Annotated in this window: 15 protein-coding genes; 4 read left to right on the plus strand and 11 right to left on the minus strand. The window is 62.6% G+C overall.

The features are described from left to right. Nucleotides 1-10: 10 nt before the first annotated feature. The 8 genes from E6X30_RS04010 to E6X30_RS04045 form a co-directional block, all read right to left on the minus strand. The gene (locus E6X30_RS04010) at nucleotides 11-877 is read right to left on the minus strand and encodes a carbohydrate ABC transporter permease (protein WP_016664217.1); all 867 of its coding nucleotides are present in this window, start codon (nucleotides 875-877) and stop codon (nucleotides 11-13) included. A gap of 92 nt (nucleotides 878-969) precedes the next feature. Further along, nucleotides 970-3,498 carry an alpha-glucan family phosphorylase gene (glgP, locus tag E6X30_RS04015; protein WP_016664216.1) on the minus strand — a complete coding sequence of 843 codons (2,529 nt, stop codon included), beginning with the start codon at nucleotides 3,496-3,498 and terminating at the stop codon, nucleotides 970-972. A gap of 103 nt (nucleotides 3,499-3,601) precedes the next feature. Beyond that, nucleotides 3,602-4,444 (minus strand): hypothetical protein, encoded by an 843-nt coding sequence (locus tag E6X30_RS04020; protein ID WP_147594899.1) that lies wholly within the window; start codon nucleotides 4,442-4,444, stop codon nucleotides 3,602-3,604. Beyond that, complete coding sequence (locus E6X30_RS04025; RefSeq protein ID WP_061211227.1) at nucleotides 4,425-5,141, minus strand: ABC transporter ATP-binding protein; 717 nt, start codon at nucleotides 5,139-5,141, stop codon at nucleotides 4,425-4,427. The genes E6X30_RS04020 and E6X30_RS04025 overlap by 20 nt, the downstream gene beginning before the upstream one ends. After that, nucleotides 5,138-5,518, minus strand: coding sequence for a GntR family transcriptional regulator (locus E6X30_RS04030; RefSeq protein WP_016664212.1), 381 nt, complete (start codon nucleotides 5,516-5,518; stop codon nucleotides 5,138-5,140). Before E6X30_RS04030 ends, E6X30_RS04025 begins: the two co-directional genes overlap by 4 nt. 131 nt (nucleotides 5,519-5,649) lie before the next feature. Beyond that, nucleotides 5,650-7,332 carry an energy-dependent translational throttle protein EttA gene (ettA, locus tag E6X30_RS04035; RefSeq protein ID WP_016664211.1) on the minus strand — a complete coding sequence of 561 codons (1,683 nt, stop codon included), beginning with the start codon at nucleotides 7,330-7,332 and terminating at the stop codon, nucleotides 5,650-5,652. A 101-nt stretch (nucleotides 7,333-7,433) separates the two neighbouring features. Further along, nucleotides 7,434-8,147, minus strand: a complete 714-nt coding sequence (locus E6X30_RS04040; RefSeq protein WP_016664210.1) for an HAD family phosphatase — start codon at nucleotides 8,145-8,147, stop codon at nucleotides 7,434-7,436. A gap of 47 nt (nucleotides 8,148-8,194) precedes the next feature. Continuing rightward, nucleotides 8,195-9,298, minus strand: a complete 1,104-nt coding sequence (locus tag E6X30_RS04045) for a PDZ domain-containing protein (RefSeq protein ID WP_172620174.1) — start codon at nucleotides 9,296-9,298, stop codon at nucleotides 8,195-8,197. Between the two features lie 142 nt (nucleotides 9,299-9,440). On the opposite strand from E6X30_RS04045, the gene E6X30_RS04050 reads away from it, so the two are divergent. Continuing rightward, nucleotides 9,441-10,988: a zinc-dependent metalloprotease gene (locus E6X30_RS04050; protein ID WP_016664208.1), complete on the plus strand. Its 1,548-nt coding sequence runs from the start codon at nucleotides 9,441-9,443 to the stop codon at nucleotides 10,986-10,988. Then, entirely contained in the window at nucleotides 10,985-11,521 is a 537-nt protein-coding gene (locus E6X30_RS04055; RefSeq protein WP_016664207.1) for an NUDIX hydrolase, read from the plus strand. The genes E6X30_RS04050 and E6X30_RS04055 overlap by 4 nt, the downstream gene beginning before the upstream one ends. An 89-nt stretch (nucleotides 11,522-11,610) precedes the next feature. Here the strand turns inward: E6X30_RS04055 and E6X30_RS04060 are convergent, their stop codons facing one another. Then, nucleotides 11,611-12,168, minus strand: a complete 558-nt coding sequence (locus E6X30_RS04060; protein ID WP_232049690.1) for a M48 family metallopeptidase — start codon at nucleotides 12,166-12,168, stop codon at nucleotides 11,611-11,613. A 578-nt stretch (nucleotides 12,169-12,746) separates the two neighbouring features. On the opposite strand from E6X30_RS04060, the gene E6X30_RS04065 reads away from it, so the two are divergent. After that, nucleotides 12,747-12,908 (plus strand): DUF5679 domain-containing protein, encoded by a 162-nt coding sequence (locus E6X30_RS04065; protein ID WP_016664205.1) that lies wholly within the window; start codon nucleotides 12,747-12,749, stop codon nucleotides 12,906-12,908. Between the two features lie 83 nt (nucleotides 12,909-12,991). Here E6X30_RS04065 and E6X30_RS04070 read toward each other — a convergent pair whose 3' ends face one another. Beyond that, entirely contained in the window at nucleotides 12,992-15,088 is a 2,097-nt protein-coding gene (locus E6X30_RS04070; protein WP_316335767.1) for an ATP-dependent DNA helicase UvrD2, read from the minus strand. Continuing rightward, a complete protein-coding gene (gene nudC / locus E6X30_RS04075; protein ID WP_052126844.1) occupies nucleotides 15,085-15,969 on the minus strand; it encodes an NAD(+) diphosphatase in 885 nt (294 codons plus the stop codon). The genes E6X30_RS04070 and nudC overlap by 4 nt, the downstream gene beginning before the upstream one ends. A 120-nt stretch (nucleotides 15,970-16,089) precedes the next feature. On the opposite strand from nudC, the gene E6X30_RS04080 reads away from it, so the two are divergent. Then, nucleotides 16,090-17,001: a phosphotransferase gene (locus E6X30_RS04080; RefSeq protein ID WP_316335768.1), complete on the plus strand. Its 912-nt coding sequence runs from the start codon at nucleotides 16,090-16,092 to the stop codon at nucleotides 16,999-17,001. The last annotated feature ends 3 nt before the right edge of the window (nucleotides 17,002-17,004 follow it).

The following is a 17,004-nucleotide window of genomic DNA, read 5'->3' on the forward strand; positions in this document are numbered from 1 at the left end:
GACACCGCCCTCAGGACATGTCGTAGGTGATGCGGCTCGAAAAGAACCGCTGCTGAATAAACGAGAGAGCCGCGAGGATGACGAAGAGGATCACGGCAACGGCCCCAGCCCGCCCAAGCCGACCCGCACCAAACGCCTCGTTGTAGATGAGCGAGGCAATGACCTGGGTGCTATCGCCGGGCCCTCCCCCGGTCAGCGAATACACGGTGTCGAACACCTGGAAGCTCGCAACCATCTGCGTGAGCGCCACGAAGAACGTCGTGGGATTCAAAAGGGGCAGCGTAATCGCGAAAAACCTCCGGATGCTGCCCGCACCGTCGAGCTCAGCGGCTTCGTAAATCGACGGCGGGATCTTCTGGAGCCCGGCCTGGTAGAACAGCGCGTTATATCCGACGGCCTGCCACACCGCAACGAACGCCACGGCAGGAAGGGCGAGCGTGTGCGAACTCAACCATTCGATTCGAGTTCCAAGCAGCGCGTTCAGGGCGCCGTAGGTGGGCTGGTAGATCCATTTCCACACGACGCCGATCGCAACCGGCGCGCACACCCACGGGATCACGACGATCACCCGGAACAGAGTCGACCCGGGGAACATCTTATTGAGCTGGATCGCGAGGAGTAGCCCGAGCGCAATCCCGAGAGGCACGCTCATGAGGGTGAAAAGGAGCGTGACAAACAAGGAGTTCCACAGGGCGTCACCCGTGAACAGGATCTCGTAGTTCTTGAGACCGATGAAGTCGTGCGAGCCAACGATCTCCCAGTTCGTCAGTGAAAGCCCGAAGGCCACAACAACCGGCAAGAGAATAAAGGCAAACACACCTATCGCCGCGGGCAACACGAAGAGCCACGAAAGAATCGGGTGGCGAAGCCGCATCATCCGATCGACTCCTTCCACCCGATACTCTCTGACACCTTGAGGTCGATACTTATGCCCGACCTAACGACAAGCTATGCCAGCGTACACCCCATTCACTGTGCGACGTGCACTAGGCCAAGCTCAGCGGTGTGAGCAAGAACGCGATGCGAGGGCACAACGCGCACGGTGTAGCCCACCGACCCGAGGGTTTCGAGCGGGTGCTCGGCCGCATAGCGGCCATCCACGCCCTGCGTCATCGCCACGGTGGTGGGATCCTCAAGTTCGCCGTCCTCGTTCGCGGAGCCCACGACAAGTTGGACCTGGACGTCGTCGGCATGGATCTCCCCGAGCTCAACACTCGCGCTCACGGCGAGAACATCACCGTCAACCGAATCCTCGACCTCGCGAACACTCACGCCACCCCAGCCCTGCGCGAGCCGCTGCTTGTACTCAGCGAACTCGTGAGAAAGACCCTCATCGTTCGCAAACAGCGCAACCGACTGCGATGCCGGCGCATACAGCTGCTCGACATAATCGCGCACCATGCGAGTCGCGGTCACCTTCGGCGCGATTTCCATGAGGGAATTGCGTACCATCTGCAACCACTTCGCCGGAACGCCGCTCTCGTCCCTGTCGTAGAACAGCGGAACGATGCGGTTCTCGAGAATGTTGTAGAGGCTCTCCGCCTCGAGGCGGTCGCGCTCGGCGCGATCCTCGATGTCGACGGTTTCGATCGTCCAGCCCGCGTCGTCGGTGGCCATTTCATCCCACCAACCGTCGGAGGTCGAGAACGTGAGACCGCCGTTGAGCGCAACCTTCATGCCCGAGGTGCCTGAGGCCTCCTCCGGGCGAATTGGATTGTTGAGCCACACGTCCGAGCCGGACACGAGGTACTGCGCCATGCGAATGTCGTAGTCCGCGAGGAACACGATGCGGTGGCGCACGCCGTGATCGTCCGCAAACTGCACGAGGCGCTGCATGAACTCCTTGCCGGGGTAATCCGCGGGGTGTGCCTTGCCAGCCACGACGATCTGCACGGGCCGCTCCTCGTTGAGGAGGATTTCCCGCAGGCGCTCCGGCTGGCTCAGCATGAGCGTGAGGCGCTTGTAGGTGGAGACGCGACGCGCGAAGCCGATCGTGAGCACGTTCGGGTCGAGCACCGAATCAACCCAGCCAAGCTCGCCCGGGTGCGCACCGCGGCGCACCCACGAACGGCGTACATCTTCGCGCGCACGCTCGACAAGATTCGCGCGCAGCGTATTTCGGACATCGAGAAGTGCCTTGTCACTCAAGGTCCCAAGCTGCGACCAGTCGCTGCGCGCCGACAGGTCAATATCGCCGAACACGCTCTTGTACAGCGCATCCATGGGGCGCGAGATCCACGTGCGGCGGTGTACACCGTTCGTAATCGAGGTGATCGGCACCTCCGCCTCGTCGAAGCCCGGGTAAAGGTCCTTGAACATGCGGCGGCTCGTCTCGCCGTGGAGCTTCGCAACACCATTCGACCGCTGCGAGAGGCGGAACCCCATGTGCGCCATGTTGAAGATCTGCCCGCCATCCTCGACACCGAGCGCGAGCGCAGCCTCCACCGGCAGATTCGGGACGAGGCGTGAAATGCCGTTGCCGTCCGCATCGAGGAAGTGACGCAGCTGGCCCGCATCGAAACGATCGATACCGGCGGGAACGGGGGTGTGAGTGGTAAAGACCGAGCCCGCACGGGTCTTCGTGAGCGCCGCATCAAAACTCAGGCCCTTACCCATGAGCTGACCGATGCGTTCGAGGCCGAGGAAGCCCGCGTGGCCCTCGTTGAGGTGGAAGACGTCTCGCTCGCGGCGCCCCTCGAGCTCAGCAAACCGCTCGACGGCTCGCACACCGCCGATGCCGAGCACGATCTCCTGTTCAATACGGTGGAAGTGGTCGCCACCGTAAAGGCGGTCGGTGATCTGGCGGGCGCCCTCGTCGTTGCCTTCAACGTTCGTATCGAGGAGAAGCAGCGAGATGCGCCCCACCTGGGCCTTCCACAGAGCGATCGTGATGATCCGCTCGCCGGGGAACGTGACATTCACGCACACCTGGTCACCGTCGGCATCCGTCACGGGCACGACCGCGAGATCCTCAGTGACGTTCTGCTTGTAGTTTTCCTGCTGCCAACCTTCGCGGTTGAGCGACTGGGAGAAGTAGCCCCACTGATAAAGCAGACCCACGCCGATGAGGTCGACGCCGAGGTCCGAGGCGGACTTCAGGTGGTCACCGGCGAGGATGCCGAGACCACCCGAGTAGATCGGGAGGGTCGGGGTGATACCGAACTCCATCGAGAAGTACGCGATTGCCGGAGCGGCCGGCACCTCTTTCTGGAACCAGCGCTCACTCGTCATGTAGGTGTCGAGATCCTCGAGGCAGTCCTCGAGGGCAGAGCGGAACTTCGGATCAGCCGCAACCTCGCTGTAGCGGCGCGCGGGCACCATCCCGAGTTGCACAACGGGATTGCGGTTGCTCTCCTCGTACGCACGCGGATCGAGCGCCTCGAAAAGGTCGCGGGTTTCGGCGTTCCAGGTCCACCGAAGGTTGTAGGCGAGGGTGCGAAGCCCCTCGAGCTCGGCGGGGAGTTCTGACGTCACGGAAAGAGTACGAAGTGCCTTCATATCCCTTAAGGTAGCCGAGCCCGCCGCTTACCATGCATGTTCCGCATGAAAAGTTCTTGCGGAGTTTGCTTGAGGTTAGCGGCGGGCTCGACCACGGCGATCATTACTGGATATCGCGGATTTTCGAGCAGTCCCACGCGCACCAGAAGAGAAGCGCGAGCGTGACGAGGCTCTGGAGAACAGGAAGTGCGATTGGGAGCAGTGGAACCTCCGCATCTGTCTTCACAGCGTTGATGATGGAGCCGAGGATGCTCACCGTCTCAATAGACCACGAGTCGACGTTAAACGACAGGGGAATGAGGATGGACACCACACCCACGAGTTGCGATACCACGGCCCACATGAACACCGCGACAATCACAGGCCCCGCGACTCCAAGCCTGCCCAAGAACCCCTTACTTCCCACAAGCACGGCGAAATACACGTAGGCGAGGAACGACACGACCCCAAGCACTATCCACATGAGCCCGCACGTCAACACCACCGGGTGCTCGCGGAATAGTTGCCCGACTCCGGTCATGAGATCACCGAGGGCGAGGTCTCCTTTGGGTGCAAGACACGCGAACGAAAGAATCACCATCACGAGCGTCCCCACGACCGATACGAATAAAGCAAGCACGCCGCTCACGAGCTTCCCTGCCAAAAGGGCGAGCCCACCGACGGGCCACGTGCGAGTGACCGGGGCTTCACGCCCCACCATGCTCACGTAGAAATACCCCGCAAGCACTAGGCCGGTCGCAGCGACCAACAGGCCCGCAGCCATCCATACCCCCACAAAAGCAACCGGCTTGAGAGGCGCCACGAGGGCCCCTAGGCCGGAGAACGCGAGTGCCACCGCAATGCCTGCGAGCGTGGCCATACCTGTCATCGGTAACACGCGGCTCATATCGAGCCGCACAATGGTCCCGAAGCCAGGCAACCTCATGCTATCTGCGTGTGCGTTCATATCCATACACCTTCCTCAGTCGTTCGACGAGCCCGTCGCCCGTCTGTTCACGCAGTTCATCGGGACAGACATCGTCGACGATCTGACCGCGGCGCATGAGAAGCGCCCGATCCACGATCAACTCGAGATCCTGCACCATGTGCGAAGTAATAAGGAGAGAACAGTCGTCGCCGAGAGCCGCGATCACCTCGCGCAACGTTTGCTCGCGCGAAAGCGGATCAACGCCAGAGATCGGCTCATCGAGAAGAAATAGCCGCGCGTCGCGTGCCATGGCGAGCGCGATATGCGCCTTTTCCTGCTGCCCTTTACTAAGTTCATGCAGACGCCGCGTTGGCTCTATACCGAAGTTTTTGAGGATCGCGCGCGCCTTAGCCTCGTCGAAGTCCGCGAACACCTGCCCAAACACGCGCATGCAGGACTCGACAGTAAAGCGCGCTGGAAGCGCCGAACGATCCGGCAGGTAGCTCACCATCGATTTCGATCGTGGCCCGACTAATTCGCCGCACACCCGCACTTCACCAGAATCCAGTCGAACGAGGCCCGCGACTGCCTTGAGGAAGGTCGATTTTCCACAGCCGTTCTCGCCGATCAGCCCGACGATGCTCCCAGGCTCGACATCGAGATCGACGCTGTCGAGGGCAATCGTTGCCCCGTAGGCCTTTGAAGCCTTGTCTACTCGCAAAAGTTGCGAAGTCATGGTTTTTCACCCTTTCGAGAGTGATTTAAGAGACGCTCACGGAAGAGCGTTTCAATATCCTGGGGCGAGAGTCCTAGCCCCGTGAGCTGCTCGAGTGCACGATCCGCAATCGCTTCACTCTCGCTAGTTTTGAGGTCATCCGTAGCGTCATCAGTGACGAGCACTATGCGCCCCGATGTTCGCTCGCTCTTGGTATGGCCCCGCCGGTCCATCTCGGCGAGGGCTTTCTGTACGGTGTTGGGGTTGACGCGATAGTCGAGGGCAAGGTCGCGAGTCGAAGGGACCTTTTGGCCCGCAATCCATTCGCCCGCCGCAATTTTTCGCGTGAACTCCTCGACCAGCTGGACCCACACCGGTCTCGAAGCATCGAAGTCCATCCACACCACCTTGTCTTACTGTATTACGTACTTAATACAGTAGCACAGATGTTAAGGCAAAGAAAACCCGGGACCTCGAAAGTCCCGGGGTTTTCGGTCGACTCCTTCGCTCAAAGGAGCGAGCGACGTTATTAGTCCCTCGTGAGGCGGCGATGCGTCACGCGATGCGGACGCGCGGCATCCTCTCCAAGACGCGCAACCTTGTTCTTCTCGTACGACTCGAAGTTGCCTTCAAACCAGTACCAATTCGAGGGGTTCTCCTCGGTGCCCTCGTAGGCAAGGATGTGGGTCGCAACGCGGTCAAGGAACCAGCGGTCGTGCGAAACGACCACGGCGCAGCCGGGGAAGTTCAAGAGCGCGTTTTCGAGTGAACTGAGGGTCTGCACGTCGAGATCGTTGGTCGGCTCGTCGAGGAGCAGCAGGTTGCCGCCCTGCTTAAGCGTGAGCGCGAGATTCAAGCGGTTGCGCTCACCGCCCGAGAGCACGCCGGCCTTCTTCTGCTGGTCCGGGCCCTTGAAGCCGAACTGCGACACGTAGGCACGCGAGGGAATCTCAACCTTGCCGACCTCGATGAAGTCGAGGCCGTCACTCACGACCTCCCACAGGTTCTTCTCGGGGTCGATGTTCTCGCGGTTCTGGTCGACGTAGCTGATTTTCACGGTCTCGCCGACCTTGAGCTCGCCACCGTCGAGAGGTTCGAGCCCCACGAGGGTCTTGAAGAGGGTGGTCTTACCCACGCCATTCGGACCGATCACGCCGACGATGCCGTTCGGTGGGAGCGAGAAACTCAGGCCGTCGATGAGAACGCGATCGCCGAAGCCCTTCTTAAGATTCTTCGCATCGATCACGACGTTGCCGAGGCGCGGGCCCGGCGGAATCGTGATTTCTTCGAAGTCGAGCTTGCGCATCGACTCGGCTTCCTTCGCCATCTCCTCGTAGCGAGCGAGGCGTGCCTTGGACTTTGCCTGGCGGCCCTTCGCGCTCGAGCGAACCCATTCGAGTTCTTCCTTGAGGCGCTTTTGGAGCTTTTGGTCCTTCTTGCCCTGAACCTCGAGGCGCTCTTGCTTCTTTTCGAGGTAGGTCGAGTAGTTGCCCTCGTACGGGTAGAGGTGGCCACGGTCGACCTCGGCGATCCACTCGGCGACGTGATCGAGGAAGTAGCGATCGTGGGTAATCGCGATAACGGCGCCCTCGTAGCTCTGCAGGTGCTTCTCGAGCCACAGAACTGACTCGGCATCGAGGTGGTTCGTGGGCTCATCGAGGAGGAGCAGATCGGGCTTTTGGAGGAGAAGCTTGCACAGCGCGACGCGACGGCGCTCACCACCGGACAGGTGCGTCACCGGCTCGTCACCCGGAGGGCAGCGAAGCGCGTCCATCGCCTGCTCGAGCTGCGAGTCGAGATCCCAGCCGTTCGCGGCGTCGATCTCCGTTTGAAGAGTGCCCATCTCGGCCATGAGCGCATCGAAATCCGCATCCGGCTCACCCATGAGCTCGCCGATTTCGTTGAAACGCTGGACCTTCGCGTAAAGCTCGCCCATGCCTTCCTGGACGTTCTCGAGGACGGTCTTCTCCTCGTTGAGCGGCGGCTCCTGAAGGAGAATGCCCACGCTGTAGCCGGGGCTGAGGCGCGCTTCGCCATTGCTCGGCTCGTCGAGCCCCGCCATGATCTTGAGGATGGTCGACTTACCCGCGCCGTTCGGGCCAACCATGCCGATCTTGGCGCCCGGGAAGAAGCTCATGGTGACGTCGTCAAGGATGACCTTGTCGCCCACTTGCTTGCGCGCCTTGTACATGGTGTAGATGAACTCTGCCAATGTCTCTCCATTTGACTCGTGGGTTGGTTCCCCCGCCATGCCGCCGGCTCGAGCCGCAGCGGCGGGCACAATGGTTTCAGTCTAACGGTGGCGCCTGCGTTTCAGCCGAGCGGAACCCCACGTTCGGTAAGGATTTCACGCGCGATTTCCCAGCCGGGTCGGTCGGGTTCGGCGGCGGTGTCCGACGCCACCGTGCGGTCATTGCGCGGCCAATAGTGGGCATCGATGCCGAGCTTGCGGGCGGCATCGACGTTTGACTGCAGGTCGTCGAAGAAGATCACGTTGCGAGGTTTGGCAACGCCGCCCGTTTCGTGCGCAATCGCGTCGAGGAGGATTTCGAAGATCTCGAGATCGGGCTTTTGGACCTTCTCTTCGGCGCTAATGATCGCGAATTCAAAGGGCTCGAACCATTCTTGCTGACGCACGTACTCGCCGAAGGGTGCGTTCGTGTTCGAGAGCAGTGCAATTCGCACCGAGTTGCGCGCGAGATCGTGAATAAGTTCGCGACTCCCCTTGGCGATCTGACCCCAGTACCGGTTATCGAGGTCGATGAGGGCTTCGATCTCCTCGGCGGTCGGCTCACCGATCGCCCCGGCCTCGCACACGGCCCGCCAATACTCGACGACCGAGATCTCCCCGCCGTCGAGCTTCACGCGCTCGCGCCAGTACACCTCACGAACCGATTCGTACTCGCCACCGACTTCGGCGTGAACGACCGGAACGGGATTGTGGTGGGCGGCGAGCACACCTCCGAAGTCGAACACCACCGTGAACTGAGTGACCGAATCCTGTGACCTGCGCCTTGCGCTTGCCATAACCTCTCCTTCGTGTCGTGTGCGTGTACCGACGCTGTTCTCGCTGCCTAACCGCACGTAGGCAGGCCCCTGATCGAACCCGTAGAAGCGATCTGTTCAACCGAGTTGATGGCATCCGAAAGCGTGTCGATCTTGACCACCTGAAGGCCCTTGGGGATGTGCCCGGTGACATCATCGCAATTGTCCGAAGGGGCGAGGAAATACTCGGCGCCGTCGGACCGCGCCCCGATCATTTTCTGGCGAATCCCGCCGATCGGGCCCACCGTGCCCTGCTCATCGATTGTGCCCGTGCCCGCGATCTTCTTGCCTCCCGTGAGATCGCCGGGCGTCATCTCGTCGTAGATCGCGAGGGCGAAGATCATGCCCGCACTCGGCCCGCCGATCCCGTCAAGCGCGAAGTTCACCTTCACTGGGAACTCGAAGCCGCGCGAGAGCACGATGCCGACAAGCGCCCGCTCCCCCTCGTAGCGCGGCATGAGCGCGAAGGACTTTTCTTCGCCTTTGCGTCGCACGGTCACGTTTACCTTCTGCCCTCGCGGCGTGCGGCCAATGGCCTCTCCAGCCGAAGCGACATCGGTGACCTGCTGGCCGTTGACCGTGAGCACGACGTCGCCGGGCTCGAGGCGATTAGCCGCCCCTCCATCGCTTCGCACGCCTGCGACGATGGTCGTCGTTGAGTACGAAATGCCCTGCTTCGCGAGCGCAGCGGCGATCGCTTCCTGCTGCGAGCCGTTCATCTCAACCGTGTTCATAAGGCTGTTGTCTTCGGCATCCGTATCGTCCGGGTAGAGAGCCTCAACTGGCATGATCGAGCGGTCCCGATCGAACCACGCGGACATGACACCGGCGAGCGGGATGTCATAGCCGGGAGACCCCTGGACCGACACGGTCGTCATGCGCAGTTCGCCTTCACTTGCGGCCCCATCGCGATTCTCGACGCTCACGATGTCCTTGCCCTCGTATTCGCCGAGCACGTTGAGTGAGGGGCCGGGCGATTCGACGACGTAGGGAGCGGGCAGCACGGCGGCAACCACGGTCATCACGACGAGCACGAGCGCCGAGAGGTTCACCGTCCATAGGCGGCGCCTGTACAGGCGCGCATTCGTGACACTCTCGGGAACGATCATGAGCTTCGATAGGGCATTTTTCACGCGGTCATTGTCCCAAAGATTCCGCGAAAGCGCCTGCATGCCCCTTCGCGGGAAGCGAAAACTGTACCCCTCGTTCCCCGCGGTCGATACGCTTGGGTAATCCGTGGTCGGCGGCCCGCCGCCTCAATCGACAGGAGCGCGCATGAGCGACGAGTCCAACGAAGAAAACCTCCGCAAGTTCCTCGAGGAGATTTTCCAGGGGCAGATTCCCCCGGGCGCACTCGAGGGTCTCGATCTTTCCGAGCTCGCGAAGAGCGCCGGCCTGCCCAGTGACCCGGCAATGCTGCGCATGGCAGCGATTCAGATGCAGTCACTTTTTGCCGCGGGCGGCGACGGCCCCGTCAATTGGAAACTCGGCCATGATCTCGCGCGCCAGGTCGCGGCCGGAAACGTCACTCTCCTGCCCACGGGCGCACTCCCGCAGATCGGCGGCACGTCAATCGGCACGGCCGGCGATCCAAACGTGGGCGACACCGAAGAACGCGCCCTGCGCGAAGCAGGCAACATCGCAGCACTGTGGCTTGCGGAGAAAACAGATTTCGCAGTCGTGAGCGACGCGGTCGAGTGCTGGAGCCGCGGTACATGGGTGAACCGCACGCTGCCGCGCTGGCAGAAAATCGTCGAGCCGGTCGCGCAATACATGGCCGAGGCGATCGGCGATGCTTTTGCGAAGCAGCTCGGCGAGCTGGGCGGTCTCGAGCAGCTTGGCAGCACCGGCCCCCTCGGCGCCATGGGCGGGGCCCTCGGCGACCCGAGCGCCATGATGAAGAAAATGGGCGGCACGATGTTCGGCCTCCAGTTTGGCCACGCGATCGGCTCAATTGCGCGCGAGGCGATCGGCGTGACCGACCTTTCGCTTCCGCTTTGGACCTTCTATGCCCCCGTGATCGTGCCCGCAAACCTCACCGATGTCCTCGAGGGCACAGAGCTTGACCTCGACGCGGCGCGCATCTTCTTTACCGCGCGCGAAATCGCCCACCAGACCCTCTTCAAGAGCGCGCCGTGGCTTCCGGAGCATCTGTTCACCGCGATCGAGGGATACGCGCGAGGCATCACCCTCGACATGGGGGCTCTCGAGGAGAAGATCCGCGACCTCGACGTCAACAATCCCGCGGCGATCAGTGCAACCAACCCCGAGGACATCTTCACGTTCACGCGCTCGGCTGAGCAGGAGCGCGCCCTGACCGAACTCACCACGACCCTCGCGCTTATCGAGTCGTGGGTCGATCTCGTCGTGACCGAAACCCTCCGCGACAAACTCCCCCGCCTCGACGCGATGCGCGAACTCGTCCAGCGCCGCCGCGCAACCGGCGGGAGCGCGCTCGACACCCTCACAAATCTCGTGGGCATCGAACTGCACCCGCGCTCGGTCAAGGAAGCGTACGCATGGTGGGAGTCAGTGCTCGCGACCGAAGGGATGCAGGGCCGCGAAAAGGTCTGGGCCCACCCGGATCTCCTCCCCAGCCCCGAGGTTCTCAGCGGGCGCCCGCAAGCGCCACAGGCACCCGTGCCCACGGAGGATTCCGACGGTGACGGGCTTCCCGACCTTCCCGAGTTCGGTTCGATGAACTCCGCCTCTCCCGATTTCGACGAGGAACTTCGCAAGCTGCTGGACGGCGAGTTCGACGGCCGCGGAGAGGAACCTGAGGATCCCCGAGGCGACGACGAAAACCCGAGCGACGAGCAGTGAGTTTGCCCGGCCGATTCCTCGCAGAACTCGAGACATGCACCCCTTCGCGTGAGAGGGAGCAGTTTCTCGCGCTTGCGGCCTCGAGCGAGAATGCACACCTCAAGTCGAGTGGGCCCGTGCATTTCACGGCTAGCGGAATCGTCATCGATGCCTCCGGCCGGTTCGTTGCGCTGCATCACCACCGCAAGGTCGGGGCATGGCTCCAATTCGGCGGGCATATCGACGCGGGCGAGGAGAGCTTCGAGGGGGCCGCGAGGCGCGAGGTTTTCGAGGAGTCGGGGCTTGAAGACCTCGAGATCGTGGGCAACGCTCCTTTTAAGCTCCATGCGCACACCCTCAATAAGAACTTCACCGTGTGCAGCGAGCACTGGGATGTGCAGTACCTCATGCGCGCGGCAGTGACTCCCACGGGGCCCACGGATGCCCTGAGACTGAGCGAGGAAAGCAACGACGTGCGCTGGTGGAGGCTCGATGCGCTCCCGGCAGGCGTCGTACCTGACCTCGTTCCTACACTCGAACGGCTCCGCACCTGATCCCACAGCGTCCTCCTGCCGCGTTTCCGCTCAACTGTTTGAGGTGCGCACACGCGACCGGGCGAGGCCGGATCAGCGGACTGGGGGCATCAATCTTCATCCCGAGCTGAGCGCTGGGCAAATACGTACCCCTCGAGGAACCCATTCGCGCGCTCATGCTCGGGGTAAGAAGCCTCGAGCGTGCGGAAGGCCCGCGAGTGGTTCGGTTCGAGAAGGTGGGCGAGCTCGTGCACAAGGACCGACTCAATCACGTATGTCGGCATGCCCTGCAGGACGTGTGAAAGACGGATTGAGCCATCCGCGCTCGTGCATGATCCCCAGCGCTTGCCTTGGTTCGTCACCCAACGCACACTCGAAGGCTCTGGCACGCTCGGCAGGTACTTCTCCCTCAACGCACGGGCGAGCGCCATGAGGTCCTCGTCACTCGCAACTGCCGGCTCAGCGCGGTTGCCGTACTTCGCGTACATGTCGCGCGCCCACTTGCGGGTCTCACGTGCCGAAAGTCTCGCGGGCACAAGCAACTCAAACACTCCGCCCCTGCGACGTGCGGTGATGGTTTTGCGACGGCGAGCTGAGCGAACCACGTCGATAGGCTCGCCGATGCCGTCGAGGTGGAGTTGTTCGCGTTCGGGTCGTCGGTGGGGCACGCAGCGAGTGTAGTGCGCGCGAGCTTGACAAGCACCCCGGTGTTGTGGATAAGCGAGGAAGTACGGGGACTCCCGTCCCCTTTGTGACGAATCTTGAGGGGTGCAACACATGTTGCAAGAAATTAATATTCACCACCGAGAAGCAGCATTCGCGCAGGTCAACACCACCGTTAGACCCCTATGCCCGATTATCCACACACACTTTCCACACAGGTTCAAGGGGTGTCCACAACAACACCAAAGTTATCCACATTCACTCCCCGTCGTCGCTTTGACCCAGCCCGCCCCTGGCACTACATTCGATGAAGAAGCGATCCTCCGGGAAAACAAACGCTCGTGGGCGGGGAAGGCCTATGTGCGTTAAGCGCCCCCGGAGGATCGCCCCTTTTTTTATAGACAGCCGGCACCTAAGTCTCCGGAACACCTCCTCAACCAGCCGTACTTGCGAACCATTCCCAAAAAGGGCTCTGACGTGCGGTTTCTTTGTCTCATACGCGGAGTGTTGAGTTCTCAAGGGCCCGAAATTGCCTATACAGTGGCGAGGAACAATGAGTTCATCACAATCCCTAGGAGCAACCATGGCTGACGAAACCTACACGGGCGAGTTCTACTGCGTGAAGTGCCGCGCGAAGCACGAAGCAACCGGCACCATCCAGGTCAACGACAAGGGCCGCCGCGCGGCAAAGGCTGAGTGCCCCGAGTGCGGCACGAAGCTCAACCGCTTCCTCCCCAGCAAGTGAGGCACGCGAGCGCACATTCGCTCGCCGTCCCCGCGAACAAAAAGAACCGGCGCCACGGTGGCGCCGGTTCTTTTTACGTGCGTTCAGCGAGCCTCGCTGATAATCGCGAGAACCTCCTCACCGAACTGGGTGAGCTTCGTCTGCCCCACGCCGGGCACCTGGTGAAGCTCCTCGAGGCTTCCGGGCGCTCGATCCGCGATCGCGAGCAGAGTCGAATCGGTAAACACCGCGAAAGCAGGACGCTTGAGCTCGCTCGCGCGCTCGCGACGCCACGCACGTAGTCTCCCGAAGAGCTCCGCGCTCTCCTCTCCCCCGCACTCCGCGTGGCGCCCGACTTTCTGTTCACCAGGCGTTGTGAGAGCCTCGCCGCACCCCTTGCACGTCGTGAACACACGTGCACCGCGCCGACCCGCCGTCCGCTTCATCGCCACGCGTTCAGCAGCGCCTTCGTCGCGGTGATCGAAAGCCCCCGCGATAAACCGAGAGGCCTTCCTCGATGCCTTCGCGCCCTCGGCCCGTGCCGCGGCCCAGGTGACGGTAAGGACGTCGCGCGCACGCGTCAGGGCGACGTAGAACAACCGGCGTTCTTCTTCGATTTCCTTGTCGGTCTTCGCGTATGAGATGGGGAACGTCCCCTCACTCGCTCCCACGACAAACACCACTGGCCACTCAAGGCCTTTTGCCGCGTGCACCGTTGCAATCGTGACGGCCTCGCTCACGGGGGCGCTTTGCGCCTCGCGGCGCTCCTCGAGCTCAGCCACGACGTCTTTCAGGCTCGCTCCCGCACGCTCGGCAATCGAGTCAGCCACCTGCACGAGTGCGTTGAGGGAAGCCCACCGCTCGAAGATTGCCCCGCGGGATTCGGGAGCCTTCGGCGACCATCCGCGCGAGGACAGGACATCGCGAACGACACGGCCCACATCCGGGTCGTTGCCTCCGCCCGTGCCTAGCGCCGCCCGCAGAGCGCTCATCGCCTCGTGCACCTCGCGCCGCTCGAAGAACTTCTGACCACCGCGCACCTGGTACGCGACCCCCTCGCGGTCGAGAGCATCCTCGAACCGCTCGCTGTGAGCATTGACGCGCAAAAGAATGGCGATCTCGCTCGCATTCCTGCCCTTCGCGAGAAGCTCGGCAATCGAGCGCGCAACCTCACGCGCCTCAACCGTTTCATCGGGGTAGCCAACGACGAGGGGCCGGGTGGCGTCGGACCGCTGCGCCCGAAGCTCCACGTGCGAGTCCCTGCCCTCTTGTGCCCGCGCAAGCACAGCGTTCGCGACCTGGACGATTTGCGGACTCGAGCGGTAATTGCGCTCGAGCCGGATCACGTTCGCGCGCGGAAATTCCTTCCTGAATTCGAGGAGATAGCTCGAATCCGCCCCCGCGTACGAGTAGATGGTCTGTGCGGCATCACCCACGACGCACACGTCGCTCGCGTTGCCAAGCCACGCACGCAAAAGCCTGAACTGCAGGGGGGAGATGTCCTGATACTCGTCGACCGTGAAGTGACGGTACTGGGAGCGCACGGCGTGCGCCATCTGTGGATGCTCCTGAATCATCGTGGCCGTCAGCAAAAGAACATCGGCAAAGTCGATGAGGTGAAGCTCGGTTTTCAGATCCTCGTACTGGGTCATAATCCGCGCGAGAGTGCGCGGCTCGAAACCTGCAACTCCCGCCCGAGAAAGACGCGCCGCCGCGAGCGGGTACTCCTCGGGAACGATCATCGAGGATTTCGCCCACTCGACCTCGGCGGAGATGTCGCGAAGGGCCGCCGGATCCACACGCATGTGCAGACGGCTCATGGCCTGCCCTACGAGCGGCAGGGTTCGGTCCACGAGGTCCGGGGCCGGGCCTCCGACGGTTGACGGCCAAAAGTAGCTGAGCTGCCTGAGCGCCGCGGAGTGGAACGTTCTGGCCTGGACGGCCGGCACACCCAGGTCACGCAGACGCGAACGCATCTCGGCAGCCGCCTTGGTGGTGTACGTCAGTGCGAGAACGTGGTTGGGCGCGTAGCCCCCACTGGCAATCGCGTAGGCGATGCGGTGGGTGATCGCCCGTGTTTTGCCCGTGCCGGCGCCCGCGAGAACACACAGTGGCGCGCCAACGGACTGGGCGACCTGGCGTTGCTCGGGGTCGAGACCCTCGAGGATGTGCTCGGCACCTCTCATCTCCGCAGTACTCACGCGAGCTCCCCCTTCCTCCATGCGTCGATCATCGAGTGTGCGATTGACGTGGGCGATGGCAGGCGTAACTCCCCGCGCTCGAGGGCTCCCGTGAGTTCATCTCGCGTGAACCATGTGGCGCTCGCGAGCTCCTCGCGCTGGAGGGTGATGCTCGTACCGCTGCCTTTCGCAAGGCGCGAGGTGAACGCCACCATGATCGAGCGTGGGAACGGCCACGGTTGGGAGCCGAAATAGTTGATGTCACCGATGATGAGCCCCGTTTCTTCATGCACCTCGCGCTTGAGGGCATCCTCGAGGTCTTCTCCGGGTTCGACAAAGCCCGCGAGCGCCGAGACCATGCCGCCCGTGAAGCTGCGATTGTTGGCGAGCAGCACGCGATCATCGTGGTCGCGAACGAGAGTGATCACGGCGGGGTCGGTGCGGGGGAAGGAGTCATGGCCGTTACCGCATGCCTGCGACCATCCTCCGCGGGTGATTTCTACGGGACTGCCGCAGCGCGCGCACGCGCGCGAGTCTCGATGCCACGTGAGCATTCCCACGCCACTGAGTGCGAGGCTCCTCTCACGCGGGGAAAGCATGGGCGCGACCTCGCGGAGGCTTCGCATACGCACGTCGCTCGGGGGCGTCATGCCCGCGCCGCCAAGGCTTCTTTCGTGGCAGGCCCAGGCCTCGCCACCCTGCCACGGGCCGAGAAACACAGCGCCCGAAGCCTCGGGCATCCACAGGCGAACGTCACCGTTCGAACACTCCTGCACCGCCACCGTGTCGCCGTGAACGACGACCGCGCGCCGTTCGAGCTTCGCGTGGGAAGGAGCGGGAATTCCTCGCGCATCATCTGGTGCCACGAAGTGGGACGTGAGGTACGTGTGAGGAAAATTCATGGGCGCTCGCATGTGTCCCACAGTATCCAACCCGCAGACAATGGATACGGTTAGGGGGTGAGACGAAATTCCTATGCACTGGCTGCCCTTGCCACGGCCGGGATTCCAGGTGTGATCCCCGTGGCCACTTCCGCGACCACCCCAGAGGGTGAGGAGATCGAGTCTGCACTCGTGCGCGACACGCAGGAACGACTGTGGGTCGTGAGCGCCCCCTCGACGCCCACTGCGGGCGCGCTTCTCGCGAAAGAAATTGGTGTACTCGAGGCGCTTTCGCGCACCGAGCTCGCTCCTTATCTGCAGGCTCCTCAGGGGTTTGCGTCGATCCCCGAGGGCGGTCGCGCAGCCATCGCGCTCGCGCTCGAGGGCGTCCCGCTGCACCTTGATGAAGTCAGTCACGACCACGTGCTCGCCGCGAACGTCGGCCGCGCCATCGCGACGATCCACAACACTCCGAAAGCCGCGTGCCAGGCTTCTGGAGTCGAGGAATTCACTGCGGAGGAGATCCGCTCGAACTACCGCGCGAGCGTCGAGCGTGCCCGTGACCGTCACCCGATCCCCTCGGCCGTGGCGCAGCGATGGACCCACTTGCTTGCCGATGATTCACTGTGGCAGTTCACGCCGCGTTTCACCCACGGCACTTTGAACGAGGACACGACCCTCACCACGGGCACCGAAATTTCTGGCTTTACCGGCTGGGAGAACGCGCAGGTTGCTGATCCGGCTCGTGATCTCACATGGATGCTCCACGGCCTCGACCCGGAAGCGTTCGACGCCTTCTTCACGGCGTATTGCGCGAACCTCGATGTGCGCCCGGATGCACGCCTCCAGGAGCGCACTCAGCTCGTCGGCGAGTTCGCAGTTCTCGAGTGGCTACTGTCGGGAAGCGACACCGACGATCAGTCAATCGTTGCCGATGCCCTCGAAATGCTGCGCGAGGTTGATGATGACCTCGCCGAACTTGCCCGTCGGGAAGCAGAGCACGAGTTCGATGAACTTGCCTCTCACGACCCCGAGATCACGCCCGAGCGCTAGCGC

The sequence above is a fragment of the Dermabacter sp. genome (genome assembly GCF_032550575.1).
In the GTDB taxonomy this organism is placed as follows: Bacteria; Actinomycetota; Actinomycetes; order Actinomycetales; family Dermabacteraceae; genus Dermabacter; species Dermabacter hominis.